Consider the following 19656-nt stretch of genomic DNA (forward strand, 5'->3'; position numbering starts at 1 on the left):
AACGTACCGGTCGGGGGCCGTGCGGGTCGCGGGCCCTGGGTCAGGCCTGGGTCAGGCCTGGGGCAGCCGCTCCAGCTGGGTGCGGATGCGGACGATGTCCTCGTCCGCCTTGGCGAGCCGCGTGCGGATCTTGTCGACGACGTGGTCCGGGGCCTTGGCCAGGAACGCCTCGTTGCCGAGCTTCGCCGTCGCCTGGGCCTTCTCCTTCTCGGCGGCGGCGAGGTCCTTGGCGAGCCGCTTGCGCTCGGCGGCGACGTCGATCACGCCGGACAGGTCCAGCGCGACCTCGACACCGGCGACCGGCAGGGTCGCGGTGGCCGTGAAGGAGTCGCCCTCCGGCTGGAGACGCAGCAGCTGGCGGACGGCCGGCTCGTGCGCGGCGAGGGCGGTGCCCTCCAGCGTCAGCCGGGCGGGGACCCGCTGGCCGGGCTGGAGGCCCTGGTCGGCGCGGAAGCGGCGGACCTCGGTGATGACCGACTGGAGCGTCTCGATCTCCCGCTCGGCGGCCTCGTCGCGGAAGCCGCTGTCGGCCGGCCAGTCCGCGACGACCACGGACTCACCGCCGGTCAGCGTCGTCCACAGCGTCTCGGTGACGAACGGGACCACCGGGTGCAGCAGCCGCAGCGTGACGTCGAGGACCTCGCCGAGGACGCGCTGGGAGACCTCGGCCGGCTCGCCGCCCGCCTGGAACGTCGTCTTGGACAGCTCGACGTACCAGTCGAAGACCTCGTCCCAGGCGAAGTGGAACAGCGTGTCCGACAGCTTCGCGAACTGGTAGTCCTCGTAGTACGCGTCGACCTCGGCGACCACCGAGTTGAGGCGGGAGAGGATCCACCGGTCGGTGGACGACATCCGCGAGGCGTCCGGCAGCGGGCCCTCGACCGTGGCGCCGTTCATCAGCGCGAAGCGCGTGGCGTTCCAGATCTTGTTGGCGAAGTTCCGCGAGCCCTGGACCCAGTCCTCGCCGATCGGGACGTCGACGCCGGGGTTGGCGCCGCGCGCCAGGGTGAAGCGGAGGGCGTCGGAGCCGTACTTGTCCATCCAGTCCAGCGGGTTGACCACGTTCCCGAAGGACTTGGACATCTTCTTGCCGTTCTGGTCACGGACCATGCCGTGCAGGGCGATGGTGTGGAACGGCGGGGTGCCGTCCATGGCGTAGAGGCCGAACATCATCATCCGGGCGACCCAGAAGAAGAGGATGTCGTAGCCGGTGACCAGGACGGAGTTCGGGTAGAACTTCGCGAGCGACTCGGTCTGCTCGGGCCAGCCGAGCGTGGAGAACGGCCACAGGCCGGAGGAGAACCAGGTGTCGAGGACGTCGGAGTCCTGGCGCCAGCCCTCGCCGCTCGGAGGCTCCTCGTCGGGGCCGACGCAGACGACCTCGCCGTCCGGGCCGTACCAGACGGGGATGCGGTGGCCCCACCACAACTGCCGCGAGATGCACCAGTCGTGCAGGTTGTCGACCCAGTCGAAGTAGCGCTTCTCCATCTCCTGCGGGTGGATCTTCACCCGGCCGTCGCGGACGGCGTCGCCCGCGGCCTTGGCGAGCGGGCCGACCTTGACCCACCACTGCATGGAAAGACGCGGCTCGATGGTGGTCTTGCAGCGCGAGCAGTGGCCGACGGAGTGGACGTAGGGACGCTTCTCGGCGACGATCCGGCCCTCGGCGCGCAGCGCGGCGACGATGGCGGAGCGGGCCTCGAGCCGGTCCAGGCCCTGGAAGGGGCCGTGCGAGGTGATGACGGCGTGCTCGTCCATCACGGTGATGGACGGCAGGTCGTGGCGCTGCCCGATCTCGAAGTCGTTCGGGTCGTGCGCGGGCGTCACCTTGACGGCGCCGGTGCCGAACTCGGGGTCGACGTGCTCGTCGGCGACGACCGGGATGGAGCGGTCGGTCAGCGGCAGCTTGATCAGCTTGCCGACGAGGTGCTTGTAGCGCTCGTCCTCGGGGTGGACGGCGACGGCCGTGTCGCCGAGCATCGTCTCCGCGCGGGTCGTGGCGACGACGATGGTGTCGTCCCCCTCGCCGTACGTCATGGAGACGAGCTCGCCGTCGTCGTCCTGGTACTCGACCTCGATGTCGGAGATCGCGGTCAGACAGCGCGGGCACCAGTTGATGATGCGCTCGGCGCGGTAGATCAGCTCGTCGTCGTAGAGCCGCTTGAAGATCGTCTGGACGGCCTTGGACAGGCCCTCGTCCATGGTGAAGCGCTCACGCGTCCAGGCGACGCCGTCGCCGAGGCGGCGCATCTGGCCGCTGATCTGGCCGCCGGACTCCGCCTTCCACTTCCAGACGCGCTCGACGAACGCCTCGCGGCCCAGGTCGTGGCGGGACTTGCCCTCCTTGCCCAGCTCACGCTCGACGACGTTCTGCGTGGCGATGCCGGCGTGGTCCATGCCGGGCTGCCACAGCGTCTCGAAGCCCTGCATGCGCTTGCGGCGGGTGAGGGCGTCGATCAGCGTGTGCTCGAAGGCGTGGCCCAGGTGCAGGCTGCCGGTGACGTTCGGCGGGGGGATGACGACGGTGTACGGCGGCTTGTCGCTCTTCGCGTCCGCCTCGAAGTAGCCCCGCTCCACCCAGCGCTCGTACAGCGGCCCCTCTACGTCGGCCGGCGCGTACTGGGTCGGCAGTTCGGTCGTGGGCGCTGGTGGCTGCTGCTGAGCGTTGTCGGTCACGGGGTCAGTTTAGAGCCGTCACGGGGGTGTCCCGAAACGCGTTTCCTTTGTAACGGTGCGACCCCCGGCGGTCTGGAGTCGTTGCCTTTGAGCCAGGATGTCAACAGAAGTTGAGCGTCTCGAGGGGAACCGAGTCATGAGTCACCAGCAGCCGGGCCCGTACGGCGGGCAGCCCCAGCAGCCCGGTCCGTACGGACAGCAGGGCCCGTACGGGGGACAGCCGCCGACCCCGCAGCCCGGTTACGGCTACCCCCAGCAGGCGCCCCCGCCGGCCCAGCCCGGCTACGGCTACCCGCAGCAGCCCGGACAGCCGGGGCAGCCGGGCGTCCCGCCGCAGCAGCCGCCCTACGGCCAGCAGCCCGCTTACGGCCAGCCGCCGTACGGGCAGGCACCGTACGGCCAGCCGCAGTACGGCATGCCGCCCCAGCCCCCCGCCTCCCGCGGTGGCGGCGGCAAGGTGGCCGCGATCGTCGTCGGCGCCGTCGCGGTCGTCACGGCCATCGGCGTCGGCGCCTACTTCCTCCTCGGCGGCGACGGGGGGAGCAGCGCGGCCGGCCTCACGGACGACGGCCCGCACAAGCTGACCGTGCCGAAGACCGTGCTGGACGAGTACCAGCGGTTCGGCGACCCCTCCGAGGAGAGCGACTCGGACACCGCGAAGGACATGGAGAAGAGCGGGGTGAAGAACGGCACCGCCATCCTCGGCCAGTGGTCCACCGCCGACTTCGGGAACTACGACCCGGCCGACCCCAGCACCGCGGGCGACTTCCCCGACCGCTCCGAACTGCTGACCGCCAAGGGCATCACCATGGTGGGCGGCTACGGCGAGATCGCCGACCCGCAGAAGACGCTGGACGAGTTCTTCGCCAACATCCAGGAGCAGGTGGAGAAGAGCTCCACGGAGAACACCGGCGGCATGCAGAACGCCGAACTGGTCGGCGAGCCCGAGGAGGTCGAGATCGCCGGTACGGTGGCGAAGTGCCAGTCGACGAAGAGCGTCAACTCGCTCACCAAGAAGGAGTCGACGGACTGGTTCTGCGCCTGGGCGGACCACAGCACGGTCGGCATGGCCTCGCCCGGCGACAACTCCGGCACGGGGGTCGACAAGGACACGGCGGTGGACATCACCACCAAGCTCCGCGAGCAGATCCGCGTCAAGGCCTGACGGCACCGCAGCAGCGACCACGAGGGGGAACCCAGTCATGAGCTTCAACCAGCCGGGCCCGTACGGCGGGCAGCCGCAGCAGCCCGGTCCGTACAGCCAGCAGCCGGGACCGTACGGACAGCCGCCCCAGACCCCGCCCCAGCCCGGCTACGGCTACCCCCAGCAGGCGCCCCCGCCGGGTCAGCCCGGCTACGGCTACCCGCAGCAGCCCGGACAGCCAGGCGTCCCGCCGCAGCAGCCGCCCTACGGCCAGCAGCCGCAGTACGGCATGCCGCCCCAGCCGCCGGCGTCCGGCGGAGGCGGCGGCAAGAAGGCGGCGATCATCGTCGGCGCGGTCGCGGTCGTCGCGGCCATCGGTGTGGGCGCCTACTTCCTGATCGGCGGCGGCGGTGGCGCCGGCGGCCTGGAGGACGACGGCCCGCACAAGCTGTCCGCGCCCTCGTCCATCCTCTCCGACGAGTACGACCGTCAGGGCCCGGCGCAGGAGGAGAAGGCCAGCTCCAGCGACGCCAAGGATCTGGCGCAGGCCGGGGTCAGCGACGCCACCTCGGTCGGTGCCGTCTACTCCACCACCGACCTCACGAAGCTGGACCCCGAGGACCCGTCCGACCTGGCGAAGCTCCAGACCGCGGAGAACATCACCTACTTCGGCGTCTACGGCAAGGTCGAGGACCCGGAGAAGGCCCTCGACGTCATGTTCACGCAGATGCAGAAGAACACCGACGACGAGAAGGTCACGCTGGTCGGCGACCCGAAGTCGGTGTCGCCCGACGGGCTGGACGGCGCCGTGATGAAGTGCCAGGAGGCCGAGACCACGCACCCGGTCACCAAGAAGGAACAGACGACGTTCATGTGCGTGTGGGCCGACTACAGCACGGTCGCCGTGGTCGAGCCGACCGCCACCGCGAAGACGTACTCGCTCGACGAGTCCGCGGGACTCGCCGCCGACGTGCGCAAGGAGGTCCGGGTCGCCAAGTAGGGCCCGAACAAGCGGAAAGGGCGTCCGGCGCGATGCGCCGGACGCCCTTTCCGTCTGTTCGGAAGGCTAGGCCGTCTTCTGCTCGCCCGAGCCGCGGCCGCGCGAGTCGCGCGGGATGAGCGTCGGGTTGACGTTGGAGAGCACCACGTCCGCGGTGATGACCACCCGCGCGACGTCCTTGCGGGACGGCACCTCGTACATCACGCCCTGGAGGACCTCCTCCATGATGGCGCGCAGGCCGCGGGCGCCGGTCTGGCGCAGGATCGCCTGGTCGGCGATGGCCTCCAGCGCCTCACGCTCGAAGTCCAGCTCCACACCGTCGAGTTCGAACAGGCGCTGGTACTGCTTCACCAGCGCGTTGCGCGGCTCGACGAGGATCTGGAGCAGCGCCTCGCGGTCGAGGTTGTGCACGCTGGTGATGACGGGGAGCCGGCCGATGAACTCGGGGATCATGCCGAACTTGACCAGGTCCTCCGGCATGACCTCCTCGAACTGGTCCTTGGCCTCCCGCTCCTGCTTGGAGATGATCGTCGCGCCGAAGCCGATGCCCTTGGCGCCCGCCCGGCCCTCGATGATCTTCTCCAGTCCGGCGAAGGCGCCGCCCACGATGAACAGCACGTTCGTCGTGTCGATCTGGATGAACTCCTGGTGCGGGTGCTTGCGGCCGCCCTGCGGCGGGACCGAGGCGGTGGTGCCCTCGAGGATCTTCAGCAGCGCCTGCTGCACGCCCTCGCCGCTCACGTCCCGGGTGATCGACGGGTTTTCGCTCTTTCGGGCGACCTTGTCGATCTCGTCGATGTAGATGATCCCGGTCTCGGCCTTCTTGACGTCGTAGTCGGCCGCCTGGATCAGCTTGAGCAGGATGTTCTCGACGTCCTCGCCGACGTAGCCGGCCTCGGTGAGCGCCGTGGCGTCGGCGATCGCGAACGGGACGTTCAGCATGCGGGCGAGGGTCTGCGCCAGCAGCGTCTTGCCCGAGCCCGTGGGGCCCAGCAGCAGGATGTTGGACTTCGCCAGCTCGATGGCGTCGTCACGGCCCTGGGCGCCGCCGTTCTCCCCGGCCTGGACGCGCTTGTAGTGGTTGTAGACCGCCACGGAGAGCGCCTTCTTGGCCGCCTCCTGGCCCACCACGTACCCCTCGAGGAACTCGTAGATCTCGCGGGGCTTGGGGAGCTCCTCCCAGCGGACCTCGCTGGTCTCGGCGAGCTCCTCCTCGATGATCTCGTTGCAGAGGTCGATGCACTCGTCGCAGATGTACACACCGGGCCCTGCGATGAGCTTCTTGACCTGCTTCTGGCTCTTGCCGCAGAACGAGCACTTGAGCAGATCGCCGCCGTCACCGATGCGTGCCACGGTGTGCTTCCCCTTCGCCTGGGAGACGACCGGACGTCCATGTCCGGCGGCTCCTGGTGCTGCCTTATGTCGACGGTACCTTGCCTGGCCCCCCGTTCGGGCCCCCCTTGGCACGGTTCACTTTGACGTGGACCGTGCCAAACCGTGCCAAGGGGCGGCAGACGTTACACCCCAGCAGCGCCTCAGCGCAGGCTGGAGTTGTCCATCTTCCGGGTGGTGATGATCTGGTCGATCAGGCCGTACTCCAGCGCGTCCTCGGCCGTGAGGATCTTGTCGCGCTCGATGTCCTCGCGGATCTTCTCGATCGGACGGGTGGAGTGCTTGGCCAGCATCTCCTCCAGCTGCGTACGCATGCGGAGGATCTCGTTGGCGGCGATCTCCAGGTCGGAGACCTGACCGCGGCCGGTCTCGCTGTACGGCTGGTGGATCAGCACCCGGGCGTTCGGCAGCGCCATGCGCTTGCCGGGCGTGCCGGCGGCGAGCAGGACGGCGGCGGCGGAGGCCGCCTGGCCCATGCACACCGTCTGGATGTCCGGCTTCACGTACTGCATCGTGTCGTAGATCGCGGTGAGCGCGGTGAAGGAGCCGCCGGGGCTGTTGATGTAGACCGAGATGTCCCGGTCGGGGTCCATCGACTCCAGGCACAGCAGCTGCGCCATGACGTCGTTGGCGGAGGCGTCGTCGATCTGCACGCCGAGGAAGATCACACGCTCCTCGAAGAGCTTCGCGTACGGGTCGTACTCGCGGATGCCCTGGGAGGTGCGCTCGACGAAGCGCGGGATGACGTAACGGGACTCGGCCTGCGGACCGGTGTAGCGGCCCTGCGAGCCGGTCATCTCCTGCACGGCCTGCATACGGTCGTAGATCCCGCTGCCGGGGAATGCGTTCACGGTGTCTCCTGAAAGGGGCTGAGGCGGTCGGCCGGGGCTGCTGGGGTCCCCGGGCTCTCACGGGCCCGGGCGGGGTCCTGCGGGGCTCCTGGAGCCTCGCGGGGCCCGCTCAGGCCCCGGTGCCGCCGCCGCCCGGCATGCCGGCGGCCGTGGCGATCACGTCGTCGATGAGGCCGTACTCCTTGGCCTCGAAGGCGTCGAACCAGCGGTCACGGTCCGAGTCACGGGTGATCTGCTCGATCGTCTGGCCCGTGTGCTGGGCGGTGAGCTCGGCCATGCGGCGCTTGGTGTGCAGCAGCCGCTCGGCGTGGATCTTGATGTCCGAGGCGGAGCCGGCGAGGCCCGCGGAGGGCTGGTGGATCAGGATCTCCGCGTTGGGCAGCGCGAAGCGCTTGCCGGGCGTGCCCGCGCTGAGCAGGAACTGCCCCATGGACGCCGCGAGACCCATGGCGATCGTCACCACGTCGTTCTTGATGTACTGCATGGTGTCGTAGATCGCCATGCCGGCCGTGATCGAACCGCCGGGGCTGTTGATGTAGAGGTAGATGTCCTTGTCGGGGTCCGAGGCAAGGAGCAGCAGCTGTGCGGTGATCTTGTTCGCGATGTCGTCGTCGACCGGCTGGCCGAGGAAGATGATCCGCTCGCCGAGCAGCCGGTTGTAGACCTGGTCGCCGAGGCCACCACCGATGGAAGGCTCGCCGGCGGCTGAAGGCATCAGATTCGTCACGTATCCACCTGCTCGTCTTACGACGGCGCCGGGCCGTCTCACGTGTTCCCTGCGGGGCGGGAGCCGTATCGGAGACTCCACTGCCCTGGTATTCATGGACCCTAACGCGCGGGTCCCTTCGGGGAATCCCGGAGATGGGAGTGTTCGCCGGGGGCGTAGTCCGGTGCGGGGGCGTGGGGGCCGGTCGCGCGGTTCCCCGCGCCTGTGGGCGGCGTCCCGCCCCCTGGTGTCGAGAAGGCCCCGGGGTTCGCGCCCCGGGGCCTTCTCGGTCGATCACCTTGCCGGGGCTCAGCCCTCGGTCTTCTCCTCGGCCGTCTCGTCGGCGGTGGCCTCGGCGGTCTCGGAGGTCTCGGCCTCGGTGGCCTCGTCCTCGTCGTCCTCGAGGTCGACGGTCTCGCCGTTGGTGTCCTTGACCGTGGCCTTCTCGACCACGACGGCCAGCGCCTTGCCGCGGGCGACCTCACCGACGAGCAGCGGGACCTGGCCCTGCTCGACGACGGCCTGGGCGAACTGGTCGGGGGACATGCCGGAGGAGGCCGCACGCCGCATGAGGTGCTCGGTGAGCTCCTCCTGGTTGACGTTGAGCTTCTCCTGCTTCACGAGCTCGTCGAGCACGAACTGGGTCTTGATGCCCTTGATCGCGGCCTCGCGGGTCTCGTTCTCGAACTCCTCCTCGGTCTTGCCCTGGATCTCCAGGTACTTCGCGAGGTCCAGGCCCATCTGGCCCAGCTGGTGGTGCTCGAGGTTGTGCTTACGGGTGTTGATCTCGTCCTCGAGCAGCTTCTCGGGGACGGGGACCTCGACCAGCTCGAGCAGCTTGTCCAGGACGCGCTCCTGCGCCTGCGTGGCCTGGTCGTACTGCTTCATGTTCTCCAGGCGCTTGCGGCTGTCCGCCTTCAGCTCCTCGAGGGTGTCGAACTCGGAGGCGAGCTGGGCGAAGTCGTCGTCCAGCTCGGGCAGCTCACGCTTGGCGACCTGGGTGACCTTGACGGTGACCTCGGCCTCCTTGCCGGCCGCCGAGCCGCCCTTCAGCTCGGAGGTGAAGGTGGCCTCGCCACCGGCCTCCAGGCCCTTCACGGCGTCGTCGATGCCGTCCAGCAGCTCACCGGAGCCGATGGTGTACGAGACGCCGCCGGCGACGCCGTCCTCGAGGACCTCTCCGTCGACCTTGGCCTCCAGGTCGATGGTGACCACGTCGCCGTCCTCGGCGGCGCGCTCGACCGGGGTCGTGGAGGCGAAGCGCTCACGGAGCTGCTCCACCGACTTGTCCACGTCCTCGTCGGTGACCTCGACGGCGTCGACCTCGACCTCGATGCCGGAGTAGTCCGGGATCTCGATGGCCGGGCGGATGTCGACCTCGGCGGTGAAGTTCAGCGTCTCGCCGTCCTTCAGCTCCGTGATGTCGACCTCGGGCTGGCCCAGCGGGCTCAGCTCCGCCTCGTTCACGGCGTCGGTGTAGAACTTCGGGAGGGCGTCGTTGACCGCCTCCTCCAGGACCGCACCACGGCCGAAGCGCTGGTCGATGACCCGGGCCGGGACCTTGCCCTTGCGGAAGCCCTTCACCGTGACCTGCTGGTTGATCTTCTTGTACGCCGCGTCGAGGCTGTCCTTGAGCTCCTCGAAGGGCACCTCGACAGTGAGCCGAACCCGGGTCGGGTTCAGGGTCTCCACGGCGCTCTTCACGGTTCGGTCTCCTTGTGGCTGACTTCTCGGGTTCTGCCGGGACCAGAGCGGTCCGGCCGATTCGCCGCCCGGAGGACTTTCAGAGACACACGGGCGTGCAGCTTGCATAGTAACGGCAGCGGCTGCGGCACCCAAAAGGCGATCACGGATGGTGAGCAGGTGGCTGGTCGGGGTGGCGGGATTTGAACCCACGGCCTTCCGCTCCCAAAGCGGACGCGCTACCAAGCTGCGCCACACCCCGTCTGGTGCGATCCGTAGGGTACATGCACGCGGGCGGAAGGGCCGCCGCCTTTACCTGCGCGGGGTGGCTCCCGGCGGCCGGCCGGACACGGGGTGTGCGGCGAGGGCGTACGACCCGCTACGATGCCTGTCGGTGCCGCGGTCACAGACCCGCGGCGCGCACCGTGCGGGCGTAGCTCAATGGTAGAGCCCCAGTCTTCCAAACTGGCTACGCGGGTTCGATTCCCGTCGCCCGCTCCAGATGGCTCAGGGCCGGTCCGGAGATCTCCGGGCCGGCCCTGAGGCGTGTCGGTGGGGGCTCCGTCGTGGGCGGGGTCAGAAGCTGATCGAGTTGATCATCTCCGCTATCGAGTCCAGGAAGCGCTGGATGTCGTCGGCCATGCCCGTCGAGGCGAGGAAGAAGCCGAAGAGGACGGCGACGATCGCCGGCCCGGCCTTGATGGAGCCACCTCTCAGCAGCACCACCAGGATGATCGCCAACAGCAGCACCACTGACAGTGAAATGGCCACAACTGATCACACCCTTGGTCGGTTCGGCTTCGCCGGCCCGGGCGACGCATCCCCGCGCACCCCGCCAGAACCATCGTGCCACCAACACGCCCGGCCTAACCGGCGGCTGACACATCGTCCATCCCGGGCCCGCGCCTCCGCCTCCGCCGCACCGGCCGCGAAGTTCCAACACCTGTTTGTCGTACGGCAATTCGAGAGAACACCCGGGCGGGTAATCGGGCGGCTTTCCGCGACCTTACGCGCGACTTACGGACACCCCCTTCTCCGCACCCTCACAACGTGTTCGCGGATAATTCGAATTGCCGGTGTTCCGCCCCGCGGGACGGACATGCCACCGGAGTCGCCGACCGCCCTCATGACCGGATTGATCCGGAATAGTCCTGACAAAAACGGCGTGTGTGAGGGGTAACAGGGCATCTCTTCACGAGTGTTGCCCCTCACATCTACGGCATGCGCGTATTACCGATTCCGGGGTACTCGAACGCACGCATCACGCGATAACCAGGAATGACGTCGGGCGTTTTACGGATTCCCGAGGACAACGCTAGGGTGCCTGAGATGTTCCACGCTGCCTCGTCCCCCGCAAGCGCAGCGAGCTCCCCGATCGCCTCCCCGTTCCACCGCCGGGAGGGCCAGTGACGAACTCGCAGCGACCGTACGGCAACAGCAGGACGCCGCTCCCCCCGGTGCAGACGCCGGCGAACGGAGTGCCGGCCCCGCGCTCCCCGGAGGGCTCCCGGACCGCGCCGGGAGGCAGACAGCGCGACGCCTTCTTCGACAACGCCAAGTACCTGGCGATCGTGCTGGTGGCCGTCGGCCACGCCTGGGGGCAGCTGCTGGACGACGGGGCGGTCGAGACCGCCTACCGCGTCGTCTACACGTTCCACATGCCGGCGTTCATCCTCGTCTCCGGCTACTTCTCCCGCGGCTTCGACCTGCGCCCCAAGCACGTCCAGCGGCTGATCACCGGGGTCGTCGTCCCCTACGTGGTCTTCGAGACCGCGTACTCCCTCTTCCAGCGCTACGGCAACGACGAGCCGGAGCACGGGATCACGCTGCTGGACCCCACCTACCACCTGTGGTTCCTCTGCGCGCTGTTCGTGTGGCGGCTGACCACGCCGCTGTGGAAGACGGTCAGGCACCCGCTGGCCCTGTCGCTGGTGCTCGCCGCGCTGGGCTCGGTGTGCCCGCAGATCGGCGACGACCTGGAGCTCCAGCGGGTGCTTCAGTTCCTCCCCTTCTTCGTGCTGGGCCTGACCCTGCGGCCCGAGCACTTCCGGATGGTCAAGCGCCGCTCGGTGCGGGTGGCGTCCGTGCCGGTGTTCGTCGCGGCGGCGGTCGCGGCCTGGGCGACGATGCCGTACATGCGGCTCGGCTGGCTGTACCACAGCGACTCCGCCCAGGAGTTGGGCACGGCCTGGTGGACCGGCCCGGTCATGGTGTGGGCCACGCTCGGCTGCTCGCTGGTCATGACCGTCTGCTTCCTCGCCTGGGTGCCGCGCCGCCGCATGTGGTTCACCTCCCTCGGCGCGGGCACCATCTACGGCTATCTGCTGCACGCCTTCCTGGTGCGCGCGGGCAACTACACGGACTTCTACGACCTGCCCGCGCTGCACGAGCCGCTCGGCGTGCTCGGCCTCACCGTGTTCGCGGCCGCCGCCGTGACGCTGCTGTGCACCCGGCCGGTGCGGCGGGCGCTGCGCTGTGTGGTGGAGCCGCGCATGGACTGGGCGTTCCGGCGGGACGCGGGCGAGGCGGCCCGGGTCCGTGAGCAGCACCGGCCCGCGGAGGTGCGGGCGCCCGGCGAGAAGGTCTCGGTCTAGCTCCCGGTGTCCAGGCCCAGAAGGGCGCGCATCCGCGCGTACTTGGCGGTCAGCCGGGTGCGCGTGGCGTCGTCGAGGACGGCGAGGCGGGCCGGGTCGGCGTTGTGCGCCAGGTCCGCCTCCTTCACCAGCAGCGCGCCCGGGGTGGCCAGGACGCGGGCCGCGTAGTCCTCGGGCGGCTCGCCGGGCCGCTTGGTCACGGCGAGCACGATGTCCTTGGTGCGCCGGGTGAGCGCCGCCTCCTCCAGCCAGGCGTGGCTCAGCTTGTCGTCCTCCACGGCGTCGTGCAGCCAGGCCGCCGCGATCTGCTCGTCGTCGCCGCCGCGCAGCCGTACGCCGTCGGCGACCGCGCGCAGGTGCTCGGCGTAGGGGCGGCCGGCCTTGTCGGTCTGGCCGGCGTGCGCGGCGCGGGCGGTGGCCTCGACCTCGGCCAGGTCCATGAGCGGTGTCGGGTTCACGCGTCCAGTGTGCCCGGCGCGGTTCAGCGGGCCGCGGCCGCGGTGGGGCCCTCGCGGCAGATCAGCAGCAGCGCCCGGTCGTCGTTGACGTCCTTGGCGACGGCCTCGATGAGGTGCCAGGCGGCGCCGTGGAAGCCGCCGGCGACATAGCGGTCGGCCTCGCCGGTGAGCCGGTCGATGCCCTCGACCATGTCCCGGTCGGAGGTCTCCACCAGGCCGTCCGTGAACAGCATCAGCACGTCGCCGGGGCGCAGCGAGCCCTTCACCGGGTCGAACTGGGCGCCGTCGTACACGCCCAGCAGGGGGCCGTCGGCGGCCTTCTCCTCCCAGCGGCCGCTGCCCGCGCTGAGCTGGAGGCCCGGCGGGTGTCCGGCGGAGTAGAGCTCGTAGTCGCCGGAGTCCAGGTCGAGGACCAGGTGGATGGAGGTGGCGAAGCCCTCGTCCCAGTCCTGGCGGAGCAGATAGCCGTTGGCGGCCGGGAGGAAGTCGTGCGGGGGCAGGCTGCCGAGGAGGCCGCCGAAGGCGCCGGACAGCAGCAGGGCGCGCGAGCCGGCGTCCATGCCCTTGCCGGAGACGTCGGTGAGGACGACCTCCAGGGTGCGTCCGCCGTTGGTGCGGGCCGCGACCACGAAGTCGCCGGAGAAGGACTGGCCGCCCGCCGGGCGCAGCGCCATCTCCCGGTGCCAGCCCGTCGGCAGTTTGGGCAGCTTGCTCTGCACGCGGATGCGTTCGCGCAGGTCGAAGAGCATGGTGCCGCCGCGCCGCCAGGGCACGCCGACCCGGCTGCGGAACTGGGCGACGAGCAGCCCGAAGAAGCCGCAGGCGGCGACGACCAGGACCACGCCGGGGGTGACCCGGGCCACGCCCTCGGTGTAGGGGCCGAGTTGCACGGCCTCCACGATCAGCGCGGTGGCCGCTGCCGCGTACAGCCCGAGCAGGCTGGCCGGGCGCAGCAGCAGGCCGCCCGCGACGATCGGGATGCACAGGGCGGCCGGCGAGCACCACACGGAGTTGGCGAGGGTGCCGGCGGCGATCAGCGGGACGGTGAGGAGCAGTCCGGCGAGCGCGATCCAGTCCGAGCCGTCGCCGCGGAAGTAGTCGACGGCGGCCCGGCGCACGCCGACGCGGGCCCGGTGCCACTGCTTCTTCAACCGGGCCGTGAACGTCTCGGCCGCCGCGCGCCGCTCTCGTCCTGCTGCCATCAGTTCGGGACCCTATCCATCCAACCGGCCGCTTGGCACGGGAGGTCCAGCTTGTCCCCCCTGACGGGGGCCGGACTCACAGTGAACTTCACGCGGGGGCGTCCCGGGTGCGGGCGGCGGAAATTGCCTCGCCCGGATTGCCGGGAGCCTGGTAGGCATGGGCCATGGTCGACGATCACACGGGCCCGGCGCCCGAGCTGCGCAGCCTGCTGCCGGACGAGTGGGACAGCGCGTACGGGACCCTGCTGCGGGCCTTCGGCGGGCCGCCGGAGGCCGAGGAGGAGCGTCAACTGTGGCGTGACCTGACGGAGTTCGGCCGTTTTCTGGCCGCCTGGGACGGTGACCGGTGCGTGGCGTCGGCGGGCGCCTTCTCCTTCCGGCTGACCGTGCCCGGCGGGGCGTCGGTGCCGGCCGCGGGCGTGACGATGGTGAGCGTGGCCGCCACGCACCGGCGGCGCGGGCTGCTGACCTCGATGATGCGCCGGCAGCTGGACGACATACGTTCCTGGGGCGAGCCGCTGGCGGTGCTGACGGCGTCGGAGCCAGCGATCTACGGCCGGTTCGGCTACGGAGCGGCCACCTTCCAGCTGGACGCGGAGATCGACACCGTGCGCGCCGGTCTGACGGTGCCGGACGGTACGGACGACGTACGCCTGCGGTACGCGGACCCGGCCGAGGCGCTGGACGCGTGCGAGGCGGTCTACGCCCGGCTGGTGCCTGGGCGTCCCGGGATGCTCGCGCGCCGGCCCGGCTGGGAGCGGCTCGGGCTGCTCGACCCGGAGAGCACGCGGGGCGGGGCGTCGGCGCTCCAGTGCGTGGTCGCCGAGCGGGACGGCGCGACGGTGGGGTACGCGCGGTTCCGGGTGAAGCCGTCCTGGGGGCCGGAGGGACCGAACGGACAGGTGACGCTGAGCGCCCTGGAGGCGCTGGACCCGGCGGCGGGGGCGGCGCTGTGGCGGTTCCTGTTCGACCTGGACCTGACGTCGTCGCTGCTGGCGCGGGGACGGCCGGTGGACGACGCCTGGCAGTACCTGGTGAGGGACGTACGCCGCTGCCGCCCGGCGCTGCGGGACGCGCTGTACGTGCGGCCGGTGGAGGTGGGCGCGGCGCTCGCGGCGCGCACCTACCGGACGCCGGTGGACGTGGTGCTGGAGGTGGAGGACGCCTTCTGCCCGTGGAACGAGGGCCGCCGGCGGCTGAGCGGGGACGCCAAGGGCGCGACCTGCGAACCCACCCGCGACCCGGCCGACCTCGCCCTGTCGGCCCGGGAACTGGGCGCCGCCTACCTGGGCGGGGTGAGCCTGACCGCACTGGCGGCGGCCGGCCGGGTACGCGAACTGCGCCCCGGCGCGCTGGCCGAGGCGACGTCGGCCTTCGGCAGCGACCCGGCCCCGTGGCTGCCCCACGGCTTCTGACCGGCGGCGGACAGCCGGACGAAGTCCGGGGCCACGGTTCCGGCGCGTGCGCCGGGGCCAGGGCCCGGGGTCAGCGGCCTGATGGCGTCGGCCGAGGCCGCGGGCTCCGACACATCGGCGGAGGTGTGTGCCTGGACCCGTGAGCCGGGTCCGAGGCCCCGCACGTCAGCCGGGGCAAGGGCCCGGACCCGAGGCCGGATCGGAAGCCCCGGCACGCAGCCAGGTCTCGGTGGCCTGGACGCGTGAGCCGGGGGCGGAGGCCCGGCATGCGGCCGGGGTCAGGGGACCGAGCACGCCGGCCAGGGCCGGAAGGCGGGCCCGGACCCGTGAGCGGGGTCGGGGACCTGGGCGCGTCGGTCAGGGGCCAAGGCCCCGGCACGTCGGCCGGGGTCTCGGGCCCGGCGCGTCGGTCCGGGTCAGGCCCGCTGGCAGGTCGGGCACCAGAAGAGGTTGCGGGCGGCGAGGGGGGCCGTGCGGATGTCGGTGCCGCAGATGTGGCAGGGGCGGTTCGCGCGGCGGTAGACGTAGACCTCGCCGCCGTGGTCGTCGACGCGGGGCGGGCGGCCCATGGCCTCGGGGGTGTGTTCGGGGCGGACGGTGTCGATGCGGTTGGCGCGGACGCCTTCGCGCATCAGGACCACCAGGTCGTCCCAGACGGCGTCCCACTCGGCGCGGGTGAGGTCCTTCCCGGCCCGGTAGGGGTCGATGCCGTGCCGGAAGAGCACCTCGGCGCGGTAGACGTTGCCCACGCCGGCGACGACCTTCTGGTCCATGAGGAGCGCGGCGATCGTCGTGCGGCTGCGGCTGATCCTGCGGTACGCGCGCTCGGGGTCGGCGTCGGGCCGGAGCGGGTCGGGGCCGAGCCGGTCGTGCACCGCCCGCTTCTCGGGCTCCGTGATGAGCGCGCAGGTGGTGGGGCCGCGCAGGTCGACGTACGCGGTGGCGCCGGCCAGGCGCAGCCGCACGGTGTCGGTGGGCGGCGGCGCCGGGGCGGGGCCGAAGGTGACCTTGCCGAACAGGCCGAGGTGGATGTGCACCCACTCCGGGTGCCCGGGGTCGCCGAAGCCCAGGAAGAGGTGCTTGCCGTGGGCGTCGGTGGTGCGCAGCGGGGTGCGGTCGAGGAGGGCCGCGGCGTCGCTGAACTTGCCCTGGGGGCTGGTGACGCGCAGGGCGGGGTCCGCCCGGAAGGCCTGGGCGTAGTCCTCGGCCAGCCGGTGGATGGTGTGTCCCTCGGGCACGGTCCCCCTCGCTCGCTTCGCTGCCTGTTACCCGGTCCCTACTGCTGCGGGTGGTGCGCGGGGATCGGGGGGAGGTCGCCGGTGGTCTCGTAGGCGGAGAGCATGTCGATCCGGCGAATGTGACGCTCGTCACCCGAGAACGGGGTGTTGAGGAAGATCTCGACGAACTTCGTCGCCTCGTCCTGGCTGTGCATGCGCGCGCCGACGGCCACCACGTTGGCGTCGTTGTGCTCGCGGCCGAGGGCGGCGGTCTGCTCGCTCCAGGCCAGGGCGGCCCGTACGCCCTCGACCTTGTTGGCGGCGATCTGCTCGCCGTTGCCGGAGCCGCCGATCACGATGCCGAGGGAGCCGGGGTCCGCGGCGGTCCGCTCCGCGGCGCGGAGGCAGAACGGCGGGTAGTCGTCCTGGGCGTCGTAGATGTGCGGGCCGCAGTCGACGGGTTCGTGCCCCGCCTCCTTGAGCCACTCGACGAGGTGGTTCTTCAGTTCGTAGCCCGCATGGTCGGAGCCGAGATACACGCGCATGCGTCGAGTGTGACACGGGCCGCACGGGGAAGCGGCGCGGGGTGGGCCGTACGAAAAGTGTGAGCCAACCCACAGGACCTGAGGCAAAGCTCGGGTAACGATTGGAAACCAAAGGTTCCTGAGAAAGTACGCCTCCGTTTCACTGGTTCAGCTCGTGCACCGCTCGTACGAGTTCCGCTCAACCGGCACATAAGGAAGACCCCACATGACGTCGCAGCCGACCCTCACCGAGGCCCCCCACGGCCCCGAGGGCCCCGGACGCCCGCCCACGGGCTCCGGGCTCCAGGCCGGTCTCAAGAACCGGCACCTGTCGATGATCGCCATCGGCGGTGTCATCGGCGCCGGACTCTTCGTCGGATCCAGCACCGGCATCGCCACCGCCGGCCCCGGCATCCTCCTGTCGTACGCGCTCGTCGGCACGCTCGTGGTGCTGGTGATGCGGATGCTCGGTGAGATGTCCGCGGCGAACCCGACCTCCGGCTCCTTCTCCGCGCACGCCGACCGCGCCCTCGGACCCTGGGCCGGATTCACCATCGGCTGGCTGTACTGGTTCTTCTGGGTCGTCGTGCTCGCCGTGGAGGCCACCGCGGGCGCCGCGATCCTCGAAGGATGGATACCCGCCGTGCCCCAGTGGGGCTGGGCGCTCATCGTGATGGTGGTGCTGACCGCGACCAACCTGGTGTCGGTCGGCTCCTACGGCGAGTTCGAGTTCTGGTTCGCCGGCATCAAGGTCGTCGCCATCGCGGCGTTCATCGTCGTCGGCGGGCTGGCCGTGTTCGGCCTGCTGCCCGGCGCCGACAGCGACCAGGCGGGCCTGTCCAACCTGACCGGTCACGGCGGCTTCCTGCCCAACGGCGCGGGCGCCATCCTCACCGGCATCCTGCTGGTGGTGTTCTCCTTCATGGGCAGCGAGATCGCCACCCTGGCGGCCGGCGAGTCGGAGGACCCGCAGCGCGCCGTCACCAAGGCGACCAACAGCATCATCTGGCGGATCGGCGTCTTCTACCTCGGCTCGATCCTCGTCGTGGTCTGCCTGCTGCCCTGGGACAGCAAGTCCATCGCCGAGGACGGCTCGTACGTCGCCGCGCTGGACTCGCTCGGCATCGCGCACGCCGGCCAGATCATGAACTTCATCGTGCTGACGTCGGTGCTGTCCTGCCTGAACTCCGGGCTCTACACGGCCTCCCGGATGGCGTTCTCGCTCGGTGAGCGCGGGGACGCGCCGAAGGCGTTCGCCCGGACCACCCACCGGGGCGTGCCGCGGACCGCGATCCTCGTCTCGGTCGTGTTCGGCTTCGTCGCCGTCTTCTTCAACTACAAGTTCCCCGACTCCGTCTTCCTGTTCCTGGTCAACTCCTCCGGCGCGGTCGCGCTGCTGGTGTGGCTGGTGATCTGCTTCTCGCAGCTGCGGATGCGGAAGATCATCCAGGCGGAGGCGCCGGAGAAGCTGATCGTCCGGATGTGGCTGTACCCGTACCTGACGTGGCTGAGCATCGGCTTCATCGTCTTCGTGCTGGTCTACATGCTCACCGACACCGAGCACGACGGCCGGTCCACGGTGCTGCTGACGATGCTGGTCGCGGCCGTGGTGCTGGCGATCTCCCTGGTCCGGCACCGGCTGGCCGGCCGGCGGGGCGTCGCCGTGGACCACGACGAGGTGAAGGCGGGCTGACCCGCTTCCCCCAAAGGGAACAGGCACGACAGAAGGGCTCGGCGGGCGCTGATACGGCGCCCGCCGAGCCCTTCGGCGTGTGAGGGAAGGCGTCAGCGCTTGTCGACGAGCTTCCAGGCGGTGGGCAGCAGACCCATCGCGAGCGCCGCCTTGAGCGCGTCACCGATGAGGAACGGGGTCAGGCCGGCGGCGATCGCGGCCGAGGCGGACATGCCGGTCGCCAGCGCGAGGTACGGCACGCCGACGGCGTAGATGATCGCCGAGCCCAGCACCATGGTGCCGGCCATACGCCAGGCGGAGCGGTCGGCGCCGCGGCGGGCGAGCGCGCCCACGACGACGGACGCCAGCAGCATGCCGAGGATGTAGCCGAACGACGGCATGCCCATGCCGGACTTGCCCTCCGCGAACCACGGCACGCCCGCCATGCCCACCAGCGCGTACACCGCGAGGGACGCGAAGCCGCGGCGGGCGCCGAGGGTGGTGCCGACGAGCAGCGCCGCGAAGGTCTGGCCGGTCACCGGCACCGGGGAGCCGGGCACGGGCACCGCGATCTGGGCGGCGAGACCGGTGAGCGCGGCGCCGCCGAGCACGAGGGCCGCGTCCCGGACGCGGGAGGCGGGGACGAGGTCGGCGAGGACCTGTCCGGGCCGGGCGGTGGTGACGGTGGCGGTGCTCATGAGGACTCCCGGAGTGAGGGCAAGGGGGAACACGGCGACGCTATACCGGCGTCCCCGCGCCGATCACCAGCAGCGCTCGACAAAGGCTCGAACAGGGAGTTGGTGGGCTCCGGACAAAGGAACGGTGTCACACCTCGCGCGAGGTGACACGGGTCACTGAGGTGACGTGGTGTCGGCGACACGGACCGGCGGGACGCGGCTGTAGGGATCCGCCAACAGGGGCGGCGGTGTGCGCGTGTGCCGTCTCGCCCGTCGGTCACGGTCTGGGCAGCCGGCGAGGCCGTTTGCTAGCTTCGGGCCATGGTCGCCCAGTCCCGGAACTTCACCTCGCGTCGCCACGTCGATCTGCGACGCGTGGGCGCGGCTGCCTGTCGCCTCCTCTGACGAGGCGGACGGAGCGGATCCGGCGCGCCTCGACTCCCGT

17 protein-coding genes and 2 tRNA genes are annotated in these 19656 nt (G+C 70.7%); 7 read left to right on the top strand and 12 right to left on the bottom strand.

The window, feature by feature from the left end; all coding sequences use genetic code 11:
* Nucleotides 1-51: 51 nt before the first annotated feature.
* On the bottom strand, nt 52-2676 hold the full coding sequence (locus tag ACFOSY_RS06745) for a valine--tRNA ligase (protein WP_394305812.1): 2625 nt from the start codon (nt 2674-2676) through the stop codon (nt 52-54).
* 136 nt (nt 2677-2812) lie between these two features.
* Here ACFOSY_RS06745 and ACFOSY_RS06750 point away from each other — a divergent pair, with 136 nt between their 5' ends.
* Together ACFOSY_RS06750 and ACFOSY_RS06755 are read left to right on the top strand one after the other, a co-directional pair.
* Nucleotides 2813-3841: a hypothetical protein gene (locus ACFOSY_RS06750; RefSeq protein WP_394305813.1), complete on the top strand. Its 1029-nt coding sequence runs from the start codon at nt 2813-2815 to the stop codon at nt 3839-3841.
* A gap of 37 nt (nt 3842-3878) precedes the next feature.
* Complete coding sequence (locus tag ACFOSY_RS06755) at nt 3879-4820, top strand: hypothetical protein (RefSeq protein ID WP_394305814.1); 942 nt, start codon at nt 3879-3881, stop codon at nt 4818-4820.
* Nucleotides 4821-4886: 66 nt separating this feature from the next.
* Here the strand turns inward: ACFOSY_RS06755 and clpX are convergent, their stop codons facing one another.
* The 5 genes from clpX to ACFOSY_RS06780 all read right to left on the bottom strand — a co-directional run bounded on the left by clpX (nt 4887) and on the right by ACFOSY_RS06780 (nt 9714).
* A complete protein-coding gene (gene clpX, locus ACFOSY_RS06760; RefSeq protein WP_006133586.1) occupies nt 4887-6173 on the bottom strand; it encodes an ATP-dependent Clp protease ATP-binding subunit ClpX in 1287 nt (428 codons plus the stop codon).
* 182 nt (nt 6174-6355) lie between these two features.
* A complete protein-coding gene (locus tag ACFOSY_RS06765) occupies nt 6356-7063 on the bottom strand; it encodes an ATP-dependent Clp protease proteolytic subunit (protein ID WP_394305815.1) in 708 nt (235 codons plus the stop codon).
* 109 nt (nt 7064-7172) lie between these two features.
* Nucleotides 7173-7778 carry an ATP-dependent Clp protease proteolytic subunit gene (locus ACFOSY_RS06770; protein ID WP_189905509.1) on the bottom strand — a complete coding sequence of 202 codons (606 nt, stop codon included), beginning with the start codon at nt 7776-7778 and terminating at the stop codon, nt 7173-7175.
* 300 nt (nt 7779-8078) lie between these two features.
* The gene (gene tig / locus ACFOSY_RS06775; RefSeq protein WP_394305816.1) at nt 8079-9473 is read right to left on the bottom strand and encodes a trigger factor; all 1395 of its coding nucleotides are present in this window, start codon (nt 9471-9473) and stop codon (nt 8079-8081) included.
* Nucleotides 9474-9637: 164 nt separating this feature from the next.
* Nucleotides 9638-9714 (bottom strand) — tRNA-Pro (locus ACFOSY_RS06780).
* A gap of 165 nt (nt 9715-9879) precedes the next feature.
* Here ACFOSY_RS06780 and ACFOSY_RS06785 point away from each other — a divergent pair.
* Nucleotides 9880-9953: transfer RNA gene (locus tag ACFOSY_RS06785), tRNA-Gly, on the top strand.
* A 75-nt stretch (nt 9954-10028) separates the two neighbouring features.
* Here the strand turns inward: ACFOSY_RS06785 and ACFOSY_RS06790 are convergent.
* On the bottom strand, nt 10029-10223 hold the full coding sequence (locus tag ACFOSY_RS06790) for a hypothetical protein (RefSeq protein ID WP_006133597.1): 195 nt from the start codon (nt 10221-10223) through the stop codon (nt 10029-10031).
* A gap of 635 nt (nt 10224-10858) precedes the next feature.
* Between ACFOSY_RS06790 and ACFOSY_RS06795 the strand changes: the two genes are divergently transcribed.
* Nucleotides 10859-12046, top strand: coding sequence for an acyltransferase family protein (locus ACFOSY_RS06795; RefSeq protein ID WP_394305817.1), 1188 nt, complete (start codon nt 10859-10861; stop codon nt 12044-12046).
* On the opposite strand, the gene ACFOSY_RS06800 is transcribed toward ACFOSY_RS06795, so the two are convergent.
* Both ACFOSY_RS06800 and ACFOSY_RS06805 read right to left on the bottom strand, forming a co-directional pair.
* Entirely contained in the window at nt 12043-12486 is a 444-nt protein-coding gene (locus ACFOSY_RS06800) for an HD domain-containing protein (protein ID WP_394306230.1), read from the bottom strand. The two genes, ACFOSY_RS06795 and ACFOSY_RS06800, sit on opposite strands and share 4 nt — an antisense overlap.
* Before the next feature lie 41 nt (nt 12487-12527).
* Nucleotides 12528-13706, bottom strand: a complete 1179-nt coding sequence (locus tag ACFOSY_RS06805; RefSeq protein WP_033276863.1) for a PP2C family protein-serine/threonine phosphatase — start codon at nt 13704-13706, stop codon at nt 12528-12530.
* A 164-nt stretch (nt 13707-13870) separates the two neighbouring features.
* Between ACFOSY_RS06805 and ACFOSY_RS06810 the strand changes: the two genes are divergently transcribed.
* Nucleotides 13871-15121 carry a GNAT family N-acetyltransferase gene (locus tag ACFOSY_RS06810; RefSeq protein ID WP_394305818.1) on the top strand — a complete coding sequence of 417 codons (1251 nt, stop codon included), beginning with the start codon at nt 13871-13873 and terminating at the stop codon, nt 15119-15121.
* Nucleotides 15122-15537: 416 nt separating this feature from the next.
* On the opposite strand, the gene ACFOSY_RS06815 is transcribed toward ACFOSY_RS06810, so the two are convergent.
* Both ACFOSY_RS06815 and ACFOSY_RS06820 read right to left on the bottom strand, forming a co-directional pair.
* Entirely contained in the window at nt 15538-16359 is an 822-nt protein-coding gene (locus tag ACFOSY_RS06815) for an Fpg/Nei family DNA glycosylase (RefSeq protein ID WP_394305819.1), read from the bottom strand.
* A gap of 38 nt (nt 16360-16397) precedes the next feature.
* Nucleotides 16398-16883: a ribose-5-phosphate isomerase gene (locus ACFOSY_RS06820; RefSeq protein ID WP_394305820.1), complete on the bottom strand. Its 486-nt coding sequence runs from the start codon at nt 16881-16883 to the stop codon at nt 16398-16400.
* 205 nt (nt 16884-17088) lie between these two features.
* Between ACFOSY_RS06820 and ACFOSY_RS06825 the strand changes: the two genes are divergently transcribed.
* Nucleotides 17089-18555 (top strand): amino acid permease, encoded by a 1467-nt coding sequence (locus ACFOSY_RS06825; protein ID WP_394305821.1) that lies wholly within the window; start codon nt 17089-17091, stop codon nt 18553-18555.
* Nucleotides 18556-18647: 92 nt separating this feature from the next.
* Here the strand turns inward: ACFOSY_RS06825 and ACFOSY_RS06830 are convergent, their stop codons facing one another.
* Nucleotides 18648-19232, bottom strand: a complete 585-nt coding sequence (locus ACFOSY_RS06830) for a biotin transporter BioY (RefSeq protein WP_394305822.1) — start codon at nt 19230-19232, stop codon at nt 18648-18650.
* A 300-nt stretch (nt 19233-19532) separates the two neighbouring features.
* Between ACFOSY_RS06830 and ACFOSY_RS06835 the strand changes: the two genes are divergently transcribed.
* The gene (locus tag ACFOSY_RS06835; protein WP_350328531.1) at nt 19533-19616 is read left to right on the top strand and encodes a putative leader peptide; all 84 of its coding nucleotides are present in this window, start codon (nt 19533-19535) and stop codon (nt 19614-19616) included.
* The last annotated feature ends 40 nt before the right edge of the window (nt 19617-19656 follow it).

This window comes from Streptomyces lusitanus (assembly GCF_042647945.1).
In the GTDB taxonomy this organism is placed as follows: domain Bacteria; phylum Actinomycetota; class Actinomycetes; order Streptomycetales; family Streptomycetaceae; genus Streptomyces; species Streptomyces pseudogriseolus.